Genomic DNA, 19533 nt, shown 5'->3' with positions numbered 1-19533 from the left:
CTGACATGCTGGGACCCCAAGTCCCAGCGCGCAATACCCTGACGCGCGGCATTCAACCACGCCCCGCCTTCGTGTCTATACGAAATCACGACTCCGGGCGACTCTCCCCCAAGATGCCAAACTGGAAACCAGTGACACCGACTACATCCTCATCACGGCGAGCCGGCCCGATCCTCGCTCGCCTTCTCGCCACGCCTTCGCGCCGCGAGCGCGTCACCCATATAGAGTACGTTCCCGCACGTCAGGCAGGCCAGGCCCACTGGCCCCCCTGGGTCGGCGAGCTTCTCACGAGCCGGCTGCGCAACCTTGGTGTCGAAGGGCTCTGGGAGCACCAGGCAACTGCCGCTGAGCTGGCACATCGTGGCCAAAACGTGATCATCGCGACAGGGACCGCCTCGGGCAAATCTTTGGCCTACCTGGTGCCGGCCGTGACCGACATCCTCGCCGGCGGCTCCGTGCTCTATCTCACCCCGACGAAGGCCCTCGCCGCCGATCAACTGCGGTCGGTGCGGGAGCTGAAGCTGGCACAGGTGCGCGCCGCGACCTACGACGGCGACACCCCGCCCGAGGAACGCCAGTGGGTGCGCCGGCACGCCAACTACGTGCTGACCAACCCGGACATGCTCCATCGGTCCATGCTTCCGCACCACGCGGCCTGGTCGTCGTTCTGGCGGCGGCTGCGGATGGTGATCGTGGACGAGTGCCACGGCTATCGCGGAGTCTTCGGCTCGCACGTCGCCCAGATCCTGCGACGCCTTCGTCGGATATGCGGCAAGTACGGCTCTCATCCGGTGTTCATGCTGGTCTCCGCCACCGTCAGCGACCCCGCCGCCGCCGGGATGCGCCTGACGGGCCTTGAGATGGCCGAGGTGACCGCGGACGCGTCTCCCCGGGGTGCCACCACCTTCGCCCTGTGGGAGCCGCCCCTGACGGACCTGCGCGGCGAGGGGGACGCCCCGGTACGACGGACCTCGACGGCGGAGGCGGCCGATCTGCTGACCGATCTCGTCGTCGACGACGTCCGCACCCTGGCCTTCGTCCGGTCCCGCCGGGCCGCCGAGACCATCTCTCTGACCGCCAGGGGCCACCTGGAGGAGATCTCGCCCGAACTGCCGGCGAGAGTGGCCGCGTACCGCGCGGGCTACCTCGCCGAGGACAGGCGGGCCCTGGAGAAGGCCCTGCGATCGGGCGAGATCACCGGCCTCGCCACGACCAACGCCCTGGAACTCGGCATCGACGTGTCCGGCCTGGACGCCGTGCTCATCGCCGGGTGGCCCGGCACCCGCGCCTCGCTCTGGCAGCAGGCCGGGCGCGCGGGACGCGACGGTCAGGACGCGCTCGCCGTCCTGATCGCGCGGGACGACCCGCTGGACACCTACCTCGTCCACCACCCGCAGGCGCTGTTCGGCCGGCCGGTCGAGGCCATCGTGCTCGACCCCGACAACCCGTACGTCCTCGGCCCGCACCTGTGCGCCGCGGCGGCCGAGATCCCGCTGACCGAGGCCGATCTGCCGGTGTTCGGGCCAGAGGCGGCCGGCGTGCTGGACGACCTGGTCGAGCGCGGCATGCTGCGCCGCCGCCCGCAAGGCTGGTTCTGGACCCGTCGCGAGCGCGCCGCCGACCTGGCCGACATCAGAGGATCGGGCGGCCCTCCCATCGAGGTCGTCGAAGCGTCCACCGGACGGCTGCTCGGCACGGTGGACGAGCCGTCCGCGCACACCGCCGTGCACACCGGGGCCGTGCACATCCACCAGGGCGAGACCTACCTGGTGGACGAACTGGACCTCGACGCCGGCATCGCCCTGGTGTCAGCGGCCGAGGCGGATTACTCGACCTTCGCCAGGGACATCACCGACATCTCGGTCCTGGAGTCCCTGCGGTCCCATGCGTTCGGACCGGGCGAGCTGCACTTCGGCACGGTGGAGGTCACCCGGCAGGTGGTGTCCTTCCTCAAGCGCCGCGTCCAGACCGGCGAGGTGCTCGGCGAGGAGCCGCTCGATCTGCCTCCCCGCACGCTGCGCACGCGCGCCGTGTGGTGGACGCTACCCGAGTCCGTGGTGGCCCCCCTCCGTGCGCAGGGCCTCGACCTCGGCGGCGCCGCGCACGCCGCCGAACACGCCTCCATCGGCCTGCTCCCGCTGTTCGCCACCTGCGACCGCTGGGACATCGGCGGCGTCTCCACCGAACTGCACCCCGACACCGGTCTCCTCACGGTCTTCGTGTACGACGGCCACGAAGGCGGCGCCGGCTTCGCCGAGCGCGGCTACGCCCGCGCCCTGGACTGGCTCACCGCCACCAGGGAGGCCATCGCCGCCTGCGAGTGCGAACGCGGCTGCCCGTCATGCATTCAGTCCCCCAAGTGCGGCAACGGCAACGACCCGCTGGACAAGCAAGGAGCCATCCTCCTGCTCACCACCCTCCTCCCCTCCCCTTAACCCCACCGCCCCAGCACCGCCTCCCGTCTCCGCATCCCCTATCCGCCCACGAACGGCACGCCCGGGCCGATGACGACGGTCTCCGCTGCCCTGGTGCGAGCGTGTCTTCGCGGAGTGGCACTGCGGTGTGGCCCCGGGAGTTCTCTTAGGTGGGTCAGCGAGGGCCGGCGCGGGCGTCGGCGACGGCGGAGAGGTCGCCGGTCCACGGCAGCGTCAAGGCGACCTTGACCCGCACGAACACCACTCCGTCCCCCACTACGCATCGGCTGACCGACGCGCGGTTCGCCTTCGCCGCTTCCCGTGCTGACCGGCATGCGGTCTCAGGGGCCGCGATCGCCCGCGCCGCTCCTGCCAGAGCGCTCAGATCGGCAGCCGACTGGGCGCGGTGCCGGGCGATGCGACCCGCTCCCACGACGAGGAGCGCCGCGGCGATGAACCAGATGACCGCCATGACGCCGATCACCCAAACCGTGCCCGCGCCTCGATCAGGAACGCCGCCCGATCTTCTCCGCACCCGGCACCGCACCACGCCGCCCCCACACGAAACGACCATGACCGCCACCTCCCCCAGCCGCACCAAGCCGGCCAGCCGCCGGACCGGCCAAAGAGGACGGCGTCCGTCAATGACTCCCAATGACTCCGCACTCCCCGTCACCCGCAACTATCGCCGTCCTCCAGCAGTCCGCCCCCTCCCCCACACCCCGGACGCCCACCACTCAGGCCGACCCCCGCGCCCCCGACCACCGCCTCCCAATGCCCACCACTCAGACCGACCCCCGCACCCCGATCACCGCCCCCGATGCCCGCCACCCAGACCGACTCCCGCACCCCGATCACCGCCTCCCGATGCCCGCCACTCAGTCCGCCCGCGCCCCGGACGCCGCCACTCAGACCGACCCCCGCGCCCCTGATCACTGCCTCCCGATGCCCGCCACTCAGTCCGGCCCCGGCAGGCGATCGCTGGCCGATCTTGGAGGCTCCGGTGGCAGGACGTGCGCACCCTCGTGATGCGGAGTGCCCGCGAATTCTTCGTCCGGCCCGGGGAGACCGTCGGTGGCGCCCCACTCGGTGGCCGCGGTCGCTGACGCCTGTATCGAGATCGGTGGCATACCGATGGCCCAGCTCGGCCTGATCAGCACCGAGACCGCGACGCGGGTCAGCCTGACGTCCCGGGAGACCGAGACGGCCGCGCCCGCGGGGGCGGCGCGGCGGGCGGCCTGGTCGACCGCCTCCAGCGCCTCCCCGCGAGCGGCGGCCCTGGCCGCCAGCCACGCCGCGTCCACGCACTGCACCTGGGCCGCCACGGCCGCGACGGCCCACAACGCCGCCCCCAGCACCAACGCGAGCGCCGGCAGCGCCACGGCCGTCTCGGCCGTGACCGACCCCGACTCCGAGCACCGGCCATCACGCCGGTTCCACCGCCCCATCGGTCATCCACAACCTTCACGAGAACTCCGCCCTCGTCGGGCCTTCAGATCACCCGGCGAGCCGAAGGGCGCGGCTGATGAGGTCGGAGAGCATCTTCCGCACCTCGGGGCTGCTGACGATCTTGAAGAGCAGCGCCGCGAACGCGCAGGCGGCGATCGTGCCCACCGCGTACTCAGCGGTGGACATGCCCGCCTGCCATCTCAGGCGTGCCATCGCCGCGAGCCCGCGGGCGCGGGTCCGGAGATCGGCCCATGACCACCTCAGCACGCGGTCTCCGCCCGCTGCCGCCGCCCTCTTCCCTCGCCACACCGCCGTCGGCATGTGCCGCCGCACTCGACGGATCCACCTGCGCATCGGACTTCTCCTTGAGTCGTCACCGCGGCCGTATGGGAGTCCCATCGGCCCTGACCAGCGAGAACAGGATGGCCAATTCGCTGGGGCGACTTTCCGGCCGAGCGGTGTTCTGTGGATGGTTCACGCTCTCGGCCCACAACCTGTGGACAACGCACTCCCCCTGCAGGTTGAGCGACGCCTGGAGCACCGGCGCCTGGAGCACCGGCGCCGGGCTGTGCCCCAACATCGCCATCGCCGTCCCCGGCTCCCGGCTCCCGGCTCCCGGCTCCCGGCCACGATCAGGGGAAGACCTGGCCGGCCAGACCTGCGATGACCGGGACGATCCCCAGGAGCACGAAGGCCGGAAGGAAGCACAACCCCAAGGGCGCCACCACCCGCACCCCGACCCGGCGTGCCGCCCCGGCCGAAGCGGCCCGGGATCGTTGACGAGCGTCGTCGGCAAGCCTTGCGAGCACGTCCGCCACCGGCGCGCCACTGAGAGCGGCACGGATCATGCCCCGGGCCGTCATGGCGAGCGACGGGTCGTTCTCAAGAGCCGACCAGGCGTCCTCCGGCCGCGCGCCGAGCCGCAGCTGACCGTTCACCCAGGCCAGGCTCTCGCCGAGCGGACCTCCGATGGCCTCCGCCGCCGCGTGCACCGCCGCGCTCACGGGCAGGCCCGCCCGCAGGCAGGCCACCATGAGGTCCAGCGCGAACGGCAGGTCGGCGGTGATCCGCTCCCGCCTCCGGCCGGCTTCAGCGGGCTCCCTGCGGCGCTCCAGCACCAGCACGAGAAGCGCGGCGACGACGCCACAGGCGCCCCCCGGCACGCCTCCCACGACAACGACGCCGCCCAGTGCCACCGCGACCGGCAGGAGTGCCCGGCGCGCCCCGTACCGCAAGCCCGGCTCGGACGTCCTCGGCTCAGGCGCGGGGGAATCGGGGAACCGCCCACCGTTCCTCGCGTTCGTCACATCCGCGGCGGCCATCCGGCCGAGCCGGCGCCGCCGACGGGATCCGCTCGGCGACCCGCGCCAAACCGGGCCACCGGTCGTGACCAGTTCGCCTGGTCTCGCCGGGCGGCCTGTCGCGGCTCGCCCCGCAGAGTCGGCCCACAGGCCCCGCCTCGCCTTCGAGGGCGGTTCGGTCCTTGCCTTGATCGTGATCGCGCTGTCCGGAAACGGCCCTGCGGTGGCCGGGCCGGCACGGGCCGAACCCACGGGCAGGCGAGAGCGTTCCGGACCCGCCAGGAGGCCGAGCTGCTCTGCACCTTCACCCGGTCCGCCGACCGGGGCTCCGGGTGATGGACCGCCACCGTGGAGAGCATCTTCGCTCCGCGAACCGGACCGAAAGGTCGGGCCTCGTCCCCAGAGATCGTGCGGATCATCCCACTCACCCCGCAGATGGAACATGTCGATCTCGGCCAGTCGATCAGCGGGATCCCATGGAGTCAGCCACAGCCACGTGGCGAGCACCGCCAGCCCGGCGGCGAGCAGAATGCTCATCGGTTCTCCGATCGTCGCTCTGTCATGGGGGTGGTGCACGGGGTGGCCGTCACGGCCGAGACCCGGCGGCGGGCGGCTCAGGCCGGCACGTGCCGCTGTGCCTGGGCGACCAGGCGGTTCATCCACCACATTCCGGCAAGGGCGAGCAGCACGCCGGCGCCGAGGCACGCGTAACCGGCCGGGCCACCGAACAGGAACGCCAGAGGGCGCAGCCCCAGACCGGCCGCCAGGAGGATGCCGAGCAGCGGCAGGCCCGCCAGCAGCCGGGCCGTCGAACGTGGACCGGCCAACTGGGCCTCGACCTCGCCTCGGTGTGTTTCCGCCTCTCTCAGGGAGAGACCGACCCGTTCGACCAGTGCGGTGAGCCCGGCCCCCGTAGCGAGGCCGACGCGCCAGCACGCCGCCAGCCGCCGGAGTCCTTCACCGCCATGGGCGGGAGCGGCTCGCTCCAAGGCCGCGGGCACGTCACCGCCGTCACGTGCCGTGGCCACGACAGGACGTAACGCCGCGGCCTCGGGTGGGTCGAGGCAGCCGATCGCCCGCACCAGGGCGTCCCCGGGCGGGCGGCCGGCCGCAAGCTCGGCCACGACCGCCTGGCACAGTTCGATCGAGACTCTCCGCCAGACGGCGGCCTGCTTCGCCCTGCTCGGCCGGCGTGCCAGACGGGACAGGCAGTCGAGGAACGACCCACGGGCCTCCTGGCGAGAACGCATCAGCTCCAGGAGCCGGAGGGTGGCGGCGTCCGGGCTCGTCCACAGCAGCGCCGCGACAGCGGCCAGCCCGATGGCGACGATCAGCATCCGCTCTCCTTCAAACGTTCCGTTCCTTCGCCTCACCCGCCCTGAGCAGATGGTCCTGCCCTTCGCGAGCCGGCACACCGGCCGAGCGCCACCGGCCCGGCCCCACCCTGGCGCTCACCGGGTCGGGCAGCCGTTCGGAGTCGCTGTGGCGTCACGAGGTCGAGAACCCGGCGTGATCGGTGGACACCAGGCCCGGGCGGAACGGATCAGCCGAGGGCGCCAGGTGCTCTGGCCAGGAGGGTGGGGAGTGCCGGACCGGGCTGAGGGTCGCCCACGGGTGGGAAGGTCAGCGCGGGAAGCACACGGACGAACCCGGAGGCTTCTCTCTCCATCAGGCAGATCTCGGCCACTCTGCGCCGGCCGCCGCGCGGATCTCGCACCACGTGGATCACCGCGTCGAGCGCCGCGGCGATCTGGCTGTGCACCGCTTCCCGGGTCAGGCCGGCGGCACAGGCCAGTGCCTCCAGCCGAGCGGGGACGTCGGCGGGATTGTTCGCGTGCAGAGTGCCGCAACCGCCCTCGTGACCGGTGTTCAGGGCGGCCAGGAGGTCGACGACCTCCGCGCCGCGCACCTCCCCGACGACCAGGCGATCCGGTCGCATGCGCAGTGCCTGCCGTACGAGGTCGCGCAACCCGACTCCTCCGGCGCCCTCGAGGTTCGCCGGGCGGGTCTCCAGCCGGACGATGTGCGGATGGGCCGGGCGAAGCTCGCAGGAGTCCTCCACCAGGACCAGCCGCTCCCCCGGGTCGGCCAGGGACAGCAAGCTGCTGAGCAGTGTCGTTTTTCCGGTGCCCGTACCGCCCGTCACCAGGAAGGCCAGCCGCGAGACGACCATCGCCCGGAGCGCGACGGCGCCCGGACCCGGAACGAGCTCGGCCAAGGTGAAGGACCTACGCGGAGGAAGCCTGAGTGACAGGCAGGTGCCGTCGGAGGCCACCGGGGGGAGGATCGCGTGCAGGCGTACCCCGCCGGGCAGGCGCGCGTCGACCCAAGGACAGGCGTCGTCGAGGCGTCTGCCCGCCGCCGCGGCCAGTCTCTGGCCGAGCCGCCGCACCTCATCGTCTCCGGAGAACACGACCGAGGTGCGCCGCAGGCCGTCTCCCGTGTCGACCCAGACCTCCCGCGGACCGTTCACGAGCACGTCGGTGACATCGGGCTCGGCGAGCAGAGGTTCGAGCGGACCGGCGCCGATCAGGTCGGCGCGCAGGGCGCGAGCGACCGCGAGGACCTCCGCGTCCCCCAGCACGGCACGTTCGGCACGCAGCGCCGCGGCCACCTGGGCGGCCGATGGCTCCGCACCCGTCCGGGCCAGACGCACGCGCACGGCTTCCACCAGCTCTGGCGAGACCACCGCGCGGTTCATCGCCGGACTCGCACGACGCGCGGTGGACGACGACCCCCGCCTCGATCTCCGGTCGCCGGCCGCGGCATGCCGGGGAGGGGGGAGTCACTGCTGCCGTCGGGCCCGCCTCCCCCCTCCTGCGCAGTGCCGTTCCGTGAGGGCCGGCCGCCCCGGAGGGCGCGTCTGGAGCGGATGGCGACCTGCCGCGGGTCGCGCGGCCCCCGGCGGATCCGGGGATGGCGTGGGTCGCGAGCGCGTGGTGGCACGTCGGCGGCCCGGCGCGGTGCGGCAGCGCGCTGGTCGCCGGCGTCGGCCTCGCGGGCGTGCACCGCACCGTCGCAACCAGGAGCCTCCGCGGCAGGGCCACTGCTTCCTTCGGCGGTGTGCGCCGGCGGGGCGGAAGACGCCGGGCACGGTGGGGCGGGCCGCGGACTTGCCCCCACGGTGGGGACATTTCCTGCTTCGATGTCGCCGGCAGGAGGAACGTCAGGAGCGCGGGCGCCGGCCTCTGCTGCGCCGGGAGAGCCGGTGACGAGGCGGGAAGGCCGCGATGGCCGGGTCATCGGGACTCCAAGGTGGTGAGGAATTCGCCGCAGAAGCGGCCGAGAGGGGTGCGGTCGCCCAGGGGCGGGGCGTCACCGCGGTTGAGCACGTCCGCGAGACCACGCTGATCGGCAAGGACTCCGGCGCAGGGCAGGCCGAGTGAGCGGGTGATCACATCAGGCAGCAGAACGCCGTCGCGGACCACGACGCCGAGGGTGGAAGTGTGCCTGCTGAGCTCGATCAGCAGCTGTGACGCCGAGAGCACGCCGCGCACCTCGGCCGGCACCAGGAGCAGCGTCGAGGCCGCTCGGGAAAGGGCCTCGGCCGCGGCGGGACCGACGTGACGGGGAAGATCGACGACGATCAGATCGCACCCCCTGTGGGCCGCTTCGAGAACGGCCCGCATCGCCTCGGGGGGAATCGGCGGGGACTCGCCTCGGTGCCACGACAGCACCGTGAGCTCGCCCATCGTGGGCAGGGCACCCTGGAGGGCCGTGAAGCTGACCCGGCCCTCCCGGCCGACGATGTCGGGCCACCGCGCCCCGATCGCATGCTCCTGGCCGAGGATGACGTCTATGCCGCCGCCCAGCGGATCGGCGTCCACGAGGAGTGTGCGCAGGCCCCGGCGCGCCCCGGTGAGCGCCAGCGAGGCCGCGAGCACACTGGCGCCGGCACCCCCGCTGCCTCCGACGACACAGACCGTGGCGCCGGACCTGACGACCGGCTCGGCCGCTTCGGCGAACTCGTCCACCAGGCGGCGCTCGGCGTCGGGCAGCTCCAAGACGGCCTTCGCGCCGACGGCCACGCACTTGCGCCACACCGCGGGGTCGTCCGCCGCCTTGGTGACGAGCAGCACGCCCTGCCTTGACGGCGGCCCGGTGGCGGCCAGCGCGTCGGCCGCGTCGGCGCCCACGACCACGAGCGGGGCCCGTCGCCAGTAGGGCCGGGCGTGAGCGGCGGCGTGCGCGACATCGAGCTCGACGCCCGCGGCGGCGGCGACCCGGAGGAGCTCGTCCAGTAGGTCTCGGTCTTCGGTGATCACCAAGGGGCGGTGCATGTGGTGGCCTCCCTCTCGTCGGGAGGGCCACCTTCCACGATCCGCCGCCGGTCGCCCGAGACCGAACCCCATTCTGTGGATAACCGCGTTCCGGATGTCGCGGGTCGCGGGGCGCAACGCCAAGCGGCGCCCATCAGGCATCGGCGGAACCGGCGAAATCACTCTAAGTCGCTAAAGTCGCTCGACGGCGACGCAGAGTGACCTGTGATGAAAAAGGGCGACCCCCGCCGGGGGGGGAGAGCGGGGGTCGCCAACCGGTCCGGCTCCGGGGGGGTAGAGCCGGTCCCGTTTTAGAAGAAAGCTTTCATCGTCGAACCATGTTGCGGCAAGCGGCTGCAAAAATCTTACCCACGTACCAACGCCGCGTCATGTGGACACCAACGTATGGTGCCCGATGAACTCAAGTTCCGTCGAGGAGCAATCTCTGATTTCCGCGAGTTTTTTTCTCCCGTAGCGGATCGGCTACTCGAAGTATGCGGAAAACACCCCTTCAGCGCCGGTCGCTCTCGGTGAGCGAAGCGGCCTCCCATCCCCTGGCCGAGGGCCCGGACCTTCCGGCATCCCCGGCCGCGCGCCCTTCACCCGCATCGAAGGCAGGAAGTCGGTAAAGGTCTTGCTCCAAGGGCTTCCCATCAGGCGGGATCCGACGTAGAAAGGTTCCACGGACTGAGTGTTCGAGTGCGACCGCCAGGTACCCACGCGCGACCAGCCGCGGGAGGCGCGTCGAGACGGGCTTGACCCGCTCCGACGATTGAAGGTGCACGCTTGGTAGCCTGGCGTGGCGCACTGGCGACGGCGTCCCATGCCAGGGGCGCCGTTCGCTTCTGTCGGAACCGGCCACCTTGCGCAGCCCACCGAAACCACGGACATGTCCACCTGGAACATCCGCCGTGGCCACGAAGGTTGGGCCGGCTCTTCCACCAGCCGTCACTCGAAGGCACGTCCGTCCGCTGCAGATCAGGACGCCTGTCCGCGACGGCCTCCCCGCCGGGTCTCGGCCGATCTCACCGGCGCACCGCGTCAAGGCTCGCGCGGTACGCCTCGCAGCCGCTTCCCTGACCGGCCTCGGCGCACCCAGGCCGCGGTCCAGGCCCGTGGACCCATCCCGGGCTTAACAACCGTGAGAACGGGCGGGTCAGCCCCGTTGCAGGGCCTCGCAGACGGCCGTCGCCTCCCGGGCACCGAGCTCGACGGCCGCGGCACAGTGCCGGATCCATCCTCCGACGCCCTCGGAGGTGCCCTTCATGTATCCGCGCAGGTTCTCCGCGTAGGCGTCCCCGAGATCGTGATGGCCGACCTCGACCGCCACCAGGGACTTGGGATCAAGACCGAACTCGACAAGGGTGAGCCGCTCCGCGGCGCGCGCCACCAGGCCGTCGAAGGAACCGAAGGGCCGGACCGTGACCAGCTCGGCGTGCACGATCGCCCCCAGCACCAGCGCGGGCGCCTTGGTCGGCGAAGTGATCAATGACACCAGCGAAGTGAGACGCACGGCCGCCGCGTCGGCTTCCGGCGCCGGGCCCAGGCCGAGAACATCGGCGATCTCGGGCCGTACGCCATCGAGCCGCTCTTCCTGCGCCCGTCTCAACGCGCCGACGGCGCCCGCCGCGTGCTCCTCGGCCGTCGCATCGCCCTCGGCACTCCACGTCCCCGGTCCGCCGTCCTCGGGACCCGTGCGCGGGCGGCCGAGAAGGGCTTCGGGAACGAGCCCGGCGGCGGCCAGCGCATGCAGGCGGGCGAGCGCCTGCCGCGGCGCGGAACGCCAGATCGCACCGAGCCGCCCGATCTCCGCGGACGCCCGCAAAGCGCCGGCCGCGACCGGCGAGCCGTCCGCTCCGGAGCGCAGCGCCTCCAGCGGGACACCGGCGCCCTCCAAGGCCGCTGAGGCGCGGGCGCCCCGCAGGGCCGACTCCGCCGAGACCTCGGGGCCGCGTCGTCGCAGCACACGGTGCCCGTACAGCCGGTCGACGGCCGTCCGGGCGCTTCGGACGGCTTCAGGGACACCGGGTAGACCGGCGACGGCAGCCAGCGGGTCGCTCACGTCTCCCGACCCTACCGGCGAGTACGATCGTGTCTCGCCGTGGAGTGGGTAGATCGCGGGTCAAGACCTGTCCAAGACTCGGTGGGACATCGGCGCGGCATCTCGCGAAGTGGTCAATCGACGGTCATGGGGGGTGCCGGCCGGTGATTCGCCGTGCCGTTCGGCGCGCGGTTCGCACCGTTCAACGAGCCCGCGCCGAATGGGCCTTCAGTGCCTGCGGCTTTTATTGTTGGATATCATTTCCGCAACGAATGCGCAGCTTTTGTGACCGCATGTAAATCCGATTGTGAACAGCCGCCGCGCCGAGGGCCGATGGGCTTCGCCGGTCCATCCCCCCTTGTCCCGCCACCCCGGAGACTGGTGAAGTGGGACGCAGCCCAATCGAGCCAGGCCATGTGAAGGAGTACGTAGTGGCCCCGGAAACCCCTGGTCGCGACACCCAGGAGACTCTGTCGAACCTGCTGCACGAGAGCCGGCGCTTCGCACCGCCGGCCGACCTCGCCTCTGCCGCCAACGTGACGGCCGAGGCCTACGACGAGGCGGACGGCGACCGTCTCGGCTTCTGGGAGCGGGCGGCCGACCGGCTGAGTTGGGGGCGGCGCTGGGAGACGACCCTCGAGTGGAACCCGCCCTTCGCCAAGTGGTTCCTGGGGGGCACCCTCAACGTCGCGTACAACTGTGTCGACCGGCACGTCGAGGCGGGGCGCGGTGACAAGGTCGCCTACCACTGGGAGGGCGAGCCGGACGGCGACACGCGCACGCTGACCTACGCCGACCTGCAGCGCGAGGTGAGCAAGGCCGCCAACGCCCTCACCGAGCTGGGTGTCGGCAAGGGCGACCGGGTCGCGATCTACATGCCGATGATCCCCGAGCTGCCGATCGCCATGCTGGCCTGCGCGCGCATCGGAGCGATCCACTCGGTGGTGTTCGGCGGGTTCTCGGCCTCCGCGCTGAGCGGGCGCATCAAGGACGCCGACGCCAAGCTGGTGATCACGGCGGACGGCGGCTTCCGCCGCGGCGCGCCGAGCGCGCTCAAGCCGACCGTGGACGAGGCCGTCGCCGAGTGCCCCGGCATCCAGCACGTGCTGGTGGTCCGGCGGACCGGGCAGGACGTCCAGGTGACCGACAAGGACATCTGGTGGCACGACATCGTCGACCGGCAGAGCAGCGAGCACGAGCCGGCGCAGCACGACGCCGAGGACCCGCTGTACATCCTGTACACCAGCGGCACGACCGGCAAGCCGAAGGGCATCCTGCACACCACCGGCGGCTACCTGACCCAGGTCGCCTGGACCCATCACGCGGTCTTCGACCTCAAGCCCGAGTCGGACATCTACTGGTGCACGGCCGACATCGGCTGGGTCACCGGGCACTCCTACATCGTGTACGGCCCGCTGGCCAACGGCGCGACGAGCGTCATCTACGAGGGCACTCCCGACACTCCGCACCGTGGGCGGTTCTGGGAGATCGTCCAGAAGTACGGCGTGACCATCCTGTACACCGCGCCCACCGCGATCCGGACCTTCATGAAGTGGGGGGACGACATCCCGGCCAAGTACGACATGTCGTCCTTGCGGGTGCTGGGGTCCGTCGGTGAGCCGATCAACCCCGAGGCGTACGTCTGGTACCGCGAGCACATCGGCGGCGACCGCTGTCCCGTCGTGGACACCTGGTGGCAGACCGAGACGGGCGCCATCATGATCAGCCCGCTTCCGGGAGTGACGTCCGGCAAGCCGGGCGCCGCCATGCAGCCCATGCCGGGCATCGTGGCCGATGTCGTGGACGACCAGGCCAAGTCGGTCCCCAACGGCGGCGGCGGATTCCTCGTGGTCCGCGAGCCGTGGCCGTCCATGCTCCGGGGCATCTGGGGCGACGACAAGCGCTATGTCGACACCTACTGGTCGCGCTTCGACGGCATGTACTTCCCGGGGGACGGCGCCAAGCGCGACCAGGACGGGGATCTGTGGCTGCTCGGCCGGGTCGACGACGTCATGCTCGTCTCCGGCCACAACATCTCCACGACGGAGGTGGAGTCGGCGCTGGTGTCCCACCCGAAGGTCGCCGAGGCGGCGGTCGTGGGCGCCACCGACCCGATCACCGGCCAGGCCATCGTCGCGTTCGTGATCCTGCGCGGCAACACAGAGGAGAGCACGGACATCGCCAAGGAGCTGCGCGACCACGTCGCCAAGCAGCTCGGCCCGATCGCCAAGCCACGCCAGATCATGGTCGTCCCCGAGCTGCCCAAGACGCGGTCCGGCAAGATCATGCGCCGGCTGCTGCGTGACGTGGCGGAGAACCGCAGCATCGGCGACGTCACCACCCTGGCCGACAGCTCGGTGATGAAGCTGATCTCCGAGAAGCTGCCGTCCACGTCGAGCGAGGACTGAGGCGACCGGGCCCCGGCCCGTCTGCGACCGCGGGGGTGCGGGTCCGGCACCGGGCCCGCACCCCCGCGGTCGTGCGTCCATGGCGGGTACGCCCGCTCGTGGCGGGGGACTTGCGGCCATCACGGTGCGCATCTCCAGTCCGCCGGCCGCCACCCGCTGCCGGCCTTGCGGCCGGGGGGTCACTCGATGCGGCACCTGCCGCCATGCCTGCGGCCGGTGTCGCGTGTCGTCCACAGGACATCGCTCGCGAACCCCCGCGTACCACCGCCGACCACCACAGCAGGCCGCCGGGGCGGCGCACATCCGTCCACAGCCGCCATGGAGCGGCGCCACGCTCTGTCCGGCACCGATAGCTTCAGCAGCGTCCCCATCGACACCTGCCGCTTCACCAGATCGTGGAGATCTCGGAGGGTTCGCCGGGTTCGGCCCGGCGCACAGTCATGATCCCCCGCTGATCGGGAAGCCCCTGAGCAAGTTCGGTGACTCCTGGTTGTCGGTACGGTCCGGTCTCGCCAGACTGTCGAAGGAGTCGGCCCGGCGGGCATGGCCTCGTCTTGTCCCGGGAGCGGGGTCTCCGGCCCACGCCGGGCGAGGCGAGACGATGAAAACCAGGCAGGATGAATGTGACCGCCCCATCCGATAGGAGAGCAGACATGGCCGCTCCGCCCGAGGAGGAATCGCTCGGCGCCCTGGTCGCCCAGGCGAGCCACCACATATCGACCCTGGTCCGATCCGAGATCGAGCTGGCGAAGGCCGAGCTGAAGTTCGACGCCAAACGGGTGGGCACGGCGGCCGGGCTGTTCGGCGTGGCCGCCTTCATGCTCCATCTCTGCCTGATCCTGGCCTCGTTCGCGATCGCCTACGGCCTGGTCCAGCTCGGCATGATGCAGTGGCTGGCGTTCACGATCGTGACCGCCTTCTACTTCGTCGTGGCCCTGCTGCTCGCGTTCTTCGGCTACCGCCGGCTCAAAGGGCTCACCGGCATGAAGCGCACCGCGCGGAGTCTGAAGAACCTCAAGGACGTCGGCCGGCCCGACGGGGACGAGGCCGCCGCGCTCACCGCCCCTTCGCCGGCCCGCTCCGCCCCCGCGCCCTACCTGGGGCCCACCGCGGGACAGGTCGGCCACCACCGCGTCCCGCTGCCGGAGTCCGCCGACGGCTCGCCCACCGGGCCGGCGGGTGGCTCCGCCGGTGACGGCGGTCCCGGGCGCACCGGCCCGGGCGTGTGAGACCGGCGATGAGCACGCGTCCCGACGAGTCGCTGGCCCGCATCCCCGGGCCCTGGACCCATCGATCGGTCCACGCGGGGAACGGCATGTTCCATGTGGTGGAGGCCGGCGACGGGCCCCTGGTGCTGCTCCTGCACGGGTTCCCCCAGTTCTGGTGGACCTGGCGGCACCAGCTCGTGTCCCTGGCGGCGGCCGGCTACCGAGCCGTCGCGGTGGACCTGCGGGGCTACGGAGCGAGCGACAAACCGCCCCGTGGGTACGACCTGCCGTCACTGGCGGGGAGCATGGCGGGGCTGGTCCGCGCGCTCGGCGAGACGTGCGCGACCGTGGTCGGTCACGATTGGGGTGGCCTGGTGGCCTGGACCATGGGGGTGACCGATCCGAAGGTCGTCCACCGGCTGGTCACCGTCTCGGCCCCGCACCCGCTACGGCTGCGCCAGGGCATGCTGACCGACCCGTTCGGCCAGCTCAGGGCGAGCTTTCACCTGTTCGGCCACCAGCTCCCCTGGCGTCCCGAACGCCGGCTCACCAAGAACGCCGCCGCACAGGTCGGGCGGCTTCTCGAGTCGTGGTCCGGCCCGGGGCTGCTGGAGGAGGGGGCCGCGGACACCTACCGCGACGCCTTCCGCATCCCCACGGTCGCCCACTGCGCTCTGGAATACCACCGCTGGTTCATCCGCTCCCAGCTTCGGCCGGACGGCGCGCGGTACCGCAGGCTGATGCGCACGGAGATCGAGATGCCGACCCTGCAGATGCACGGCTCGCTCGACACCTGCATGCTCCCGCGCACGGCCCAGGGGTCGAGCAGGTACGTCGCCGCGCCCTACCGCTGGCGGCTCCTGGACGGCGTCGGGCACTTCCCGCACGAGGAACGCCCCGAGGAGTTCGACACGGAGCTGCTCGGCTGGCTGGCGGACCCGGAGCCGGACAGATGATGACGACGGCCGGAGAACCAGGTGGCCCGCACCCACGGCGGGAAGCCCGCGAGACGAGCGGTGGAGGGCCGGTGAGACGAGACAGGGACGCGGCGGGACGTCCGCGCAACGCGCGGCCACGTGACGCGCTGGGCCGCCCGCTTCCGAAGGGGACGCCGGGCGTCGAACGCGTCCCGGACGACTACGCCCCCGACGCCCACCAGGCCGTGGCCGACGCGTACGCCTTCCTGGCCGAGGAGCGCCCGTTCCACGCGCACGAGGTGCTGGAGGCGCGGTGGAAGACCGGGCCGGACGGCGAGCGCGAGCTGTGGCAGGGCCTGGCCCAGATCTGCGTCGGTCTCACCCACCTCCAGCGAGGCAACCTCCGCGGGGCCGGCGTGCTACTCGACCGGGGCGCCGACCAGGTCACCCGCTACGCCTCCGGCACGCGCACCGGCACCGGCACCGGCACGCACGGCGATGCCAGTACCAGCACAGAGACCGACGCCAGTACAGACACCGATATCAGTACCAGCGGGCATGCGGACGCCGACAGCGGCACCAGCGGCAGGCACACCGCTGCCCCCCTCGATCTGGCAGCGGTCGTGCAGGTGGCGCGGGACCTCGCCGACCATCCGGCGACCGAGCCGGCCACCGCGATCCGCCGCATCGCCGCCGCCTTCGGCACCGGAGCCGCCCAGCGGAACTGACCGCCCAGCGCACACCTGGGAGGCGACGCCATAGACCCCTGCCGGGCCCACGTCACGAGTCCCCCACCACGTGACCGCCCTGACCGCGCCTACGCCACCGATCCCGCCATGATCAACCCCGAGCGTCGCCTTACCCCTCCGGGTCACGCGGGTCGAGCAGGTGCGCATAGATCGCCGACACCATCACCGCCATCGGCGCGGCCGCCATCGCCTACCTGCTCGACGGCCCACTCGCGTCTCCGACTGTCCCAGCCCGTGCCTCGCCGCGGATCCAGGCTGCTGGTCGGCTCGGCGTGCGCCCTCCTGGCATCCGGCCCACGGCTCTCCCCGGAGACGGCGTGTTCGGGTCGTGGTCAGTCGCAGTCCTGGGTGTCGACGCGGGCGACCGCGGCGCTGCCGTCGTCGGCGTCCGGGCGCACCTCACTCGCGGTGAGGGCGTACCCGGTGTCGGGCTGGTCGGTGGCCGCGGCGAAGATCACGCCGTACACCTGGCCGGTCGGGGTGAGCAGCGGGCCGCCCGAGTTGCCCGGCTGCACGAGCCCACGGATCGCGTACACCTCGCGGGTGACCGTCTTGCGGGCGTAGATGTCGGACGCCTTGGCGTTCTGCTTGACCCGGATGCGGGCCGGCTTGATCGTGAAGCCCTTCCCCTTGGGGAATCCGGCGATGATGGCGTCGTCCTTGCCTTCGGCGGTGTAGTCGAACTTCAGCGGCGTCACGTCCAGATCAGGGACGTACAGCACCGCGATGTCGCGTTCGGGGTTGTAGAGGACGACCTGGGCGTCGTGCCCGGCGCGGTTCTCGTCGGTCACCCGGAGATCCTGGGTGACACCGGCGACCACGTGCGCGTTGGTCATGATGCGGTGCGGGGCGAAGACGAACCCCGTGCCCTCGATGCGCTTGCGGCAGGCGGGGGCCGTGCCCTGCACCTTGACGATGGCCCGGCGGGCCCGCTGGAGCTGCGGGCCGCGTACGACGCTGGCGTCCGGCGGTGGCACCTCGACGAACTGACCCCCGCCGATGGCGTTGAACACCTGCGGGAACTCAGAGTTGTCCACGAACTCCTTGAAGGAGAGCTGCCACTCCTTGGCCTTCTCCGGCATCGCCTGGTCGACGGTGCGCAGCAGCAACGAGCCGTTGGTCTGCTGGCTCAGCCAGGGGAACGGCGCGACGGACAGCAACGAGCCGATCAGCCAGGCGATGATCAGAACGGATAGGGCGCTGGTGAACGTGCCGCCGAGCGCGTCCACGGTGCGGGCCGGCTCCCAGGTGACATGGCTGCGGACCACCGCCCCGATCGTGGACGAGGCGAACTGGCCGATCACCGCACCGAGGAAAACGATCACAATGGCGAGCAGCGCCTGCTCGGTGGAGGCGCTGACGACCGCGTGAGCGATCGGCGGGGCGATCAGCACCCCGAGGACACCCCCGCCGACGAAGCCGAGGAAGCTGAAAGCCCCGATGATGAAACCCTGCCGGTAGCCGGAGACCGCAAAGGCAATCACGAGAACAATCAGGATGAAATCGAGGAGATCGCCGCTCACGTCTCAACGGTATCCAGCGCGGCCACGAGCCGTGCACTCGTTGGCTCGATATCGTTGCGCCATGGCATCGGTCGGGGGATCGAACGAAGGGCGTAAGGACGGGCGGTCGAGTACGGGCGCCACCGTCCCTGAGGGCAGGCCGCAGTCCTGGATACGCAACCTGCGCTGGGTGCGCGCGGACGCCGGCGTGGCCCCCGAGCTCGCCGAGACGAGTGTGCGCGACCTGATCACCATGGCGCTGATGGACGACGATCCCGACGGCCCCACCAGGTGGAAGGCCGTGGACGCGCTGCACGCGCGGGGCGATGTCGAGACCTTCACCGAGGCACGCCGCCTGTGCGCGAGCGATGCGCGCGCCGAGCGGGTGCTCGGCGTGGACATCCTGGGCGAGCTCGGCACCCCCGAGCGCCCCTTCGTCGACAAAACCCTGTCGATCCTCCGCTATCTGGCCGCCTCGGACGACGACGTGCGCGTGCTGCACGCGGTCCTGATCGCGTTCGGGCACCTGCGCGACCGGCGGGCCCTGCCGTCGGTGATCGAGTTGTCCACGCACCCCGACGCCACCGTGCGCTACGGGGCGGCGTACGCGCTGTCGCATGTGGTCGGGCGCCCGCCCGATCCGTCCGGCCTCGCGGCGCTGCGCAGGCTGGCCGACGATCCGGACGAGGACGTGGCCGACTGGGCCGCGCTGGGCCTGATCCTTCCCTGACCCGGACCTCACTCTGGGTCCGCCTCGCTGTGGGGCGTACCGCGTCGCCCTACCGCCATGGGAGGCCGAGGGGGCCACGCCCCCGGCAGCCGGTCGGCCCGCACCATGACTTCCACTCCCCGTTCGCCTCGCACTGCCTCGACCGGGGAGGCGAGACCGCGGATCGGCGACATCGGACCCCCTCCGCGCGGCCGCCACTACCGGAGGAAGATCCGGCGCACCGGGCGACATGTGGCATCCCGGACCTCAGGCTGCCGGCCTTTGCGGCTGCCGGTGGCGGTGATGCGCCGGGGTGACGTGGCCGATCCGGTCGCCGCCTCGGCCGGTGCGGTCTGCGGGGCGGTGGGGGCGACGGCAGAGGGCGGGGTCGCGGCGGCTGGTCGCGGTGGCGTGCGGGTTGTTGCCGCTCGGGGGCGCCGGGTACCGGGCTTCCCCCCGGTGCCTCTGGTGAGGGCCGGTCGTGTCGTCCGGCGCCGGCTCACCTGCGGGCGAGGCGGAGGACGTCGGGGGGAAGGTCCTCGACGCGGTCGCCGTCCCAGGGACGTTCGAAGCCGG

15 protein-coding genes are annotated in these 19533 nt (G+C 71.8%); 6 read left to right on the top strand and 9 right to left on the bottom strand.

Features of this window, described 5'->3' with window-relative positions; translation table 11 throughout:
• Positions 1–113: 113 nt before the first annotated feature.
• Positions 114–2435, top strand: a complete 2322-nt coding sequence (gene sftH / locus IEY93_RS22610) for a DEAD/DEAH box helicase (RefSeq protein WP_203968763.1) — start codon at positions 114–116, stop codon at positions 2433–2435.
• Positions 2436–2589: 154 nt separating this feature from the next.
• Here the strand turns inward: sftH and IEY93_RS22605 are convergent, their stop codons facing one another.
• The 8 genes from IEY93_RS22605 to IEY93_RS22570 all read right to left on the bottom strand — a co-directional run bounded on the left by IEY93_RS22605 (position 2590) and on the right by IEY93_RS22570 (position 11485).
• A complete protein-coding gene (locus IEY93_RS22605; RefSeq protein WP_189165114.1) occupies positions 2590–2988 on the bottom strand; it encodes an Rv3654c family TadE-like protein in 399 nt (132 codons plus the stop codon).
• Between the two features lie 382 nt (positions 2989–3370).
• Positions 3371–3862, bottom strand: coding sequence for a TadE family type IV pilus minor pilin (locus tag IEY93_RS22600; protein WP_275412032.1), 492 nt, complete (start codon positions 3860–3862; stop codon positions 3371–3373).
• Positions 3863–3911: 49 nt separating this feature from the next.
• Positions 3912–4076, bottom strand: a complete 165-nt coding sequence (locus IEY93_RS22595; protein ID WP_189165113.1) for a DUF4244 domain-containing protein — start codon at positions 4074–4076, stop codon at positions 3912–3914.
• A 419-nt stretch (positions 4077–4495) separates the two neighbouring features.
• Positions 4496–5098: a type II secretion system F family protein gene (locus tag IEY93_RS22590; RefSeq protein WP_229691369.1), complete on the bottom strand. Its 603-nt coding sequence runs from the start codon at positions 5096–5098 to the stop codon at positions 4496–4498.
• A gap of 680 nt (positions 5099–5778) precedes the next feature.
• Positions 5779–6501 carry a type II secretion system F family protein gene (locus IEY93_RS22585; RefSeq protein ID WP_189165111.1) on the bottom strand — a complete coding sequence of 241 codons (723 nt, stop codon included), beginning with the start codon at positions 6499–6501 and terminating at the stop codon, positions 5779–5781.
• Positions 6502–6707: 206 nt separating this feature from the next.
• Positions 6708–7865, bottom strand: a complete 1158-nt coding sequence (locus tag IEY93_RS22580; protein ID WP_189165110.1) for a TadA family conjugal transfer-associated ATPase — start codon at positions 7863–7865, stop codon at positions 6708–6710.
• Between the two features lie 538 nt (positions 7866–8403).
• A complete protein-coding gene (ssd, locus tag IEY93_RS22575) occupies positions 8404–9444 on the bottom strand; it encodes a septum site-determining protein Ssd (RefSeq protein WP_189165109.1) in 1041 nt (346 codons plus the stop codon).
• A gap of 1135 nt (positions 9445–10579) precedes the next feature.
• Positions 10580–11485: a Fic family protein gene (locus IEY93_RS22570; protein WP_189165108.1), complete on the bottom strand. Its 906-nt coding sequence runs from the start codon at positions 11483–11485 to the stop codon at positions 10580–10582.
• A gap of 410 nt (positions 11486–11895) precedes the next feature.
• Here IEY93_RS22570 and acs point away from each other — a divergent pair, with 410 nt between their 5' ends.
• The 4 genes from acs to IEY93_RS39590 all read left to right on the top strand — a co-directional run bounded on the left by acs (position 11896) and on the right by IEY93_RS39590 (position 16725).
• Positions 11896–13872, top strand: coding sequence for an acetate--CoA ligase (acs, locus tag IEY93_RS22565; protein ID WP_189165107.1), 1977 nt, complete (start codon positions 11896–11898; stop codon positions 13870–13872).
• Between the two features lie 653 nt (positions 13873–14525).
• Positions 14526–15101, top strand: a complete 576-nt coding sequence (locus IEY93_RS22560) for a phage holin family protein (protein ID WP_189165106.1) — start codon at positions 14526–14528, stop codon at positions 15099–15101.
• An 8-nt stretch (positions 15102–15109) separates the two neighbouring features.
• Entirely contained in the window at positions 15110–16036 is a 927-nt protein-coding gene (locus IEY93_RS22555) for an alpha/beta fold hydrolase (RefSeq protein ID WP_189165105.1), read from the top strand.
• Between the two features lie 71 nt (positions 16037–16107).
• Complete coding sequence (locus IEY93_RS39590; protein WP_307837606.1) at positions 16108–16725, top strand: DUF309 domain-containing protein; 618 nt, start codon at positions 16108–16110, stop codon at positions 16723–16725.
• Between the two features lie 353 nt (positions 16726–17078).
• Here the strand turns inward: IEY93_RS39590 and IEY93_RS22545 are convergent, their stop codons facing one another.
• On the bottom strand, positions 17079–18269 hold the full coding sequence (locus IEY93_RS22545) for a MarP family serine protease (RefSeq protein ID WP_189165104.1): 1191 nt from the start codon (positions 18267–18269) through the stop codon (positions 17079–17081).
• Positions 18270–18330: 61 nt separating this feature from the next.
• Between IEY93_RS22545 and IEY93_RS22540 the strand changes: the two genes are divergently transcribed.
• A complete protein-coding gene (locus IEY93_RS22540) occupies positions 18331–18978 on the top strand; it encodes a HEAT repeat domain-containing protein (RefSeq protein WP_229691368.1) in 648 nt (215 codons plus the stop codon).
• Positions 18979–19533 lie beyond the last annotated feature (555 nt).

It is taken from the genome of Sphaerisporangium melleum (genome assembly GCF_014646695.1).
In the GTDB taxonomy this organism is placed as follows: domain Bacteria; phylum Actinomycetota; class Actinomycetes; order Streptosporangiales; family Streptosporangiaceae; genus Sphaerisporangium; species Sphaerisporangium melleum.
This window is presented reverse-complemented; position numbering and strand designations above follow the sequence as displayed.

Bases quoted from the DNA above. Each gene is read 5' to 3' on its own strand.
- IEY93_RS22560 (WP_189165106.1), top strand. From the start codon at position 14,526: ATGGCCGCTCCGCCCGAGGAGGAATCGCTCGGCGCCCTGGTCGCCCAG.
- sftH (WP_203968763.1), top strand. From the start codon at position 114: ATGCCAAACTGGAAACCAGTGACACCGACTACATCCTCATCACGGCGA.
- IEY93_RS22580 (WP_189165110.1), bottom strand. From the start codon at position 7,865: ATGAACCGCGCGGTGGTCTCGCCAGAGCTGGTGGAAGCCGTGCGCGTG.
- IEY93_RS22605 (WP_189165114.1), bottom strand. From the start codon at position 2,988: ATGGTCGTTTCGTGTGGGGGCGGCGTGGTGCGGTGCCGGGTGCGGAGA.
- IEY93_RS22600 (WP_275412032.1), bottom strand. From the start codon at position 3,862: ATGGGGCGGTGGAACCGGCGTGATGGCCGGTGCTCGGAGTCGGGGTCG.
- IEY93_RS22555 (WP_189165105.1), top strand. From the start codon at position 15,110: ATGAGCACGCGTCCCGACGAGTCGCTGGCCCGCATCCCCGGGCCCTGG.
- IEY93_RS22585 (WP_189165111.1), bottom strand. From the start codon at position 6,501: ATGCTGATCGTCGCCATCGGGCTGGCCGCTGTCGCGGCGCTGCTGTGG.
- ssd (WP_189165109.1), bottom strand. From the start codon at position 9,444: ATGCACCGCCCCTTGGTGATCACCGAAGACCGAGACCTACTGGACGAG.
- IEY93_RS22595 (WP_189165113.1), bottom strand. From the start codon at position 4,076: ATGGCACGCCTGAGATGGCAGGCGGGCATGTCCACCGCTGAGTACGCG.
- IEY93_RS22540 (WP_229691368.1), top strand. From the start codon at position 18,331: ATGGCATCGGTCGGGGGATCGAACGAAGGGCGTAAGGACGGGCGGTCG.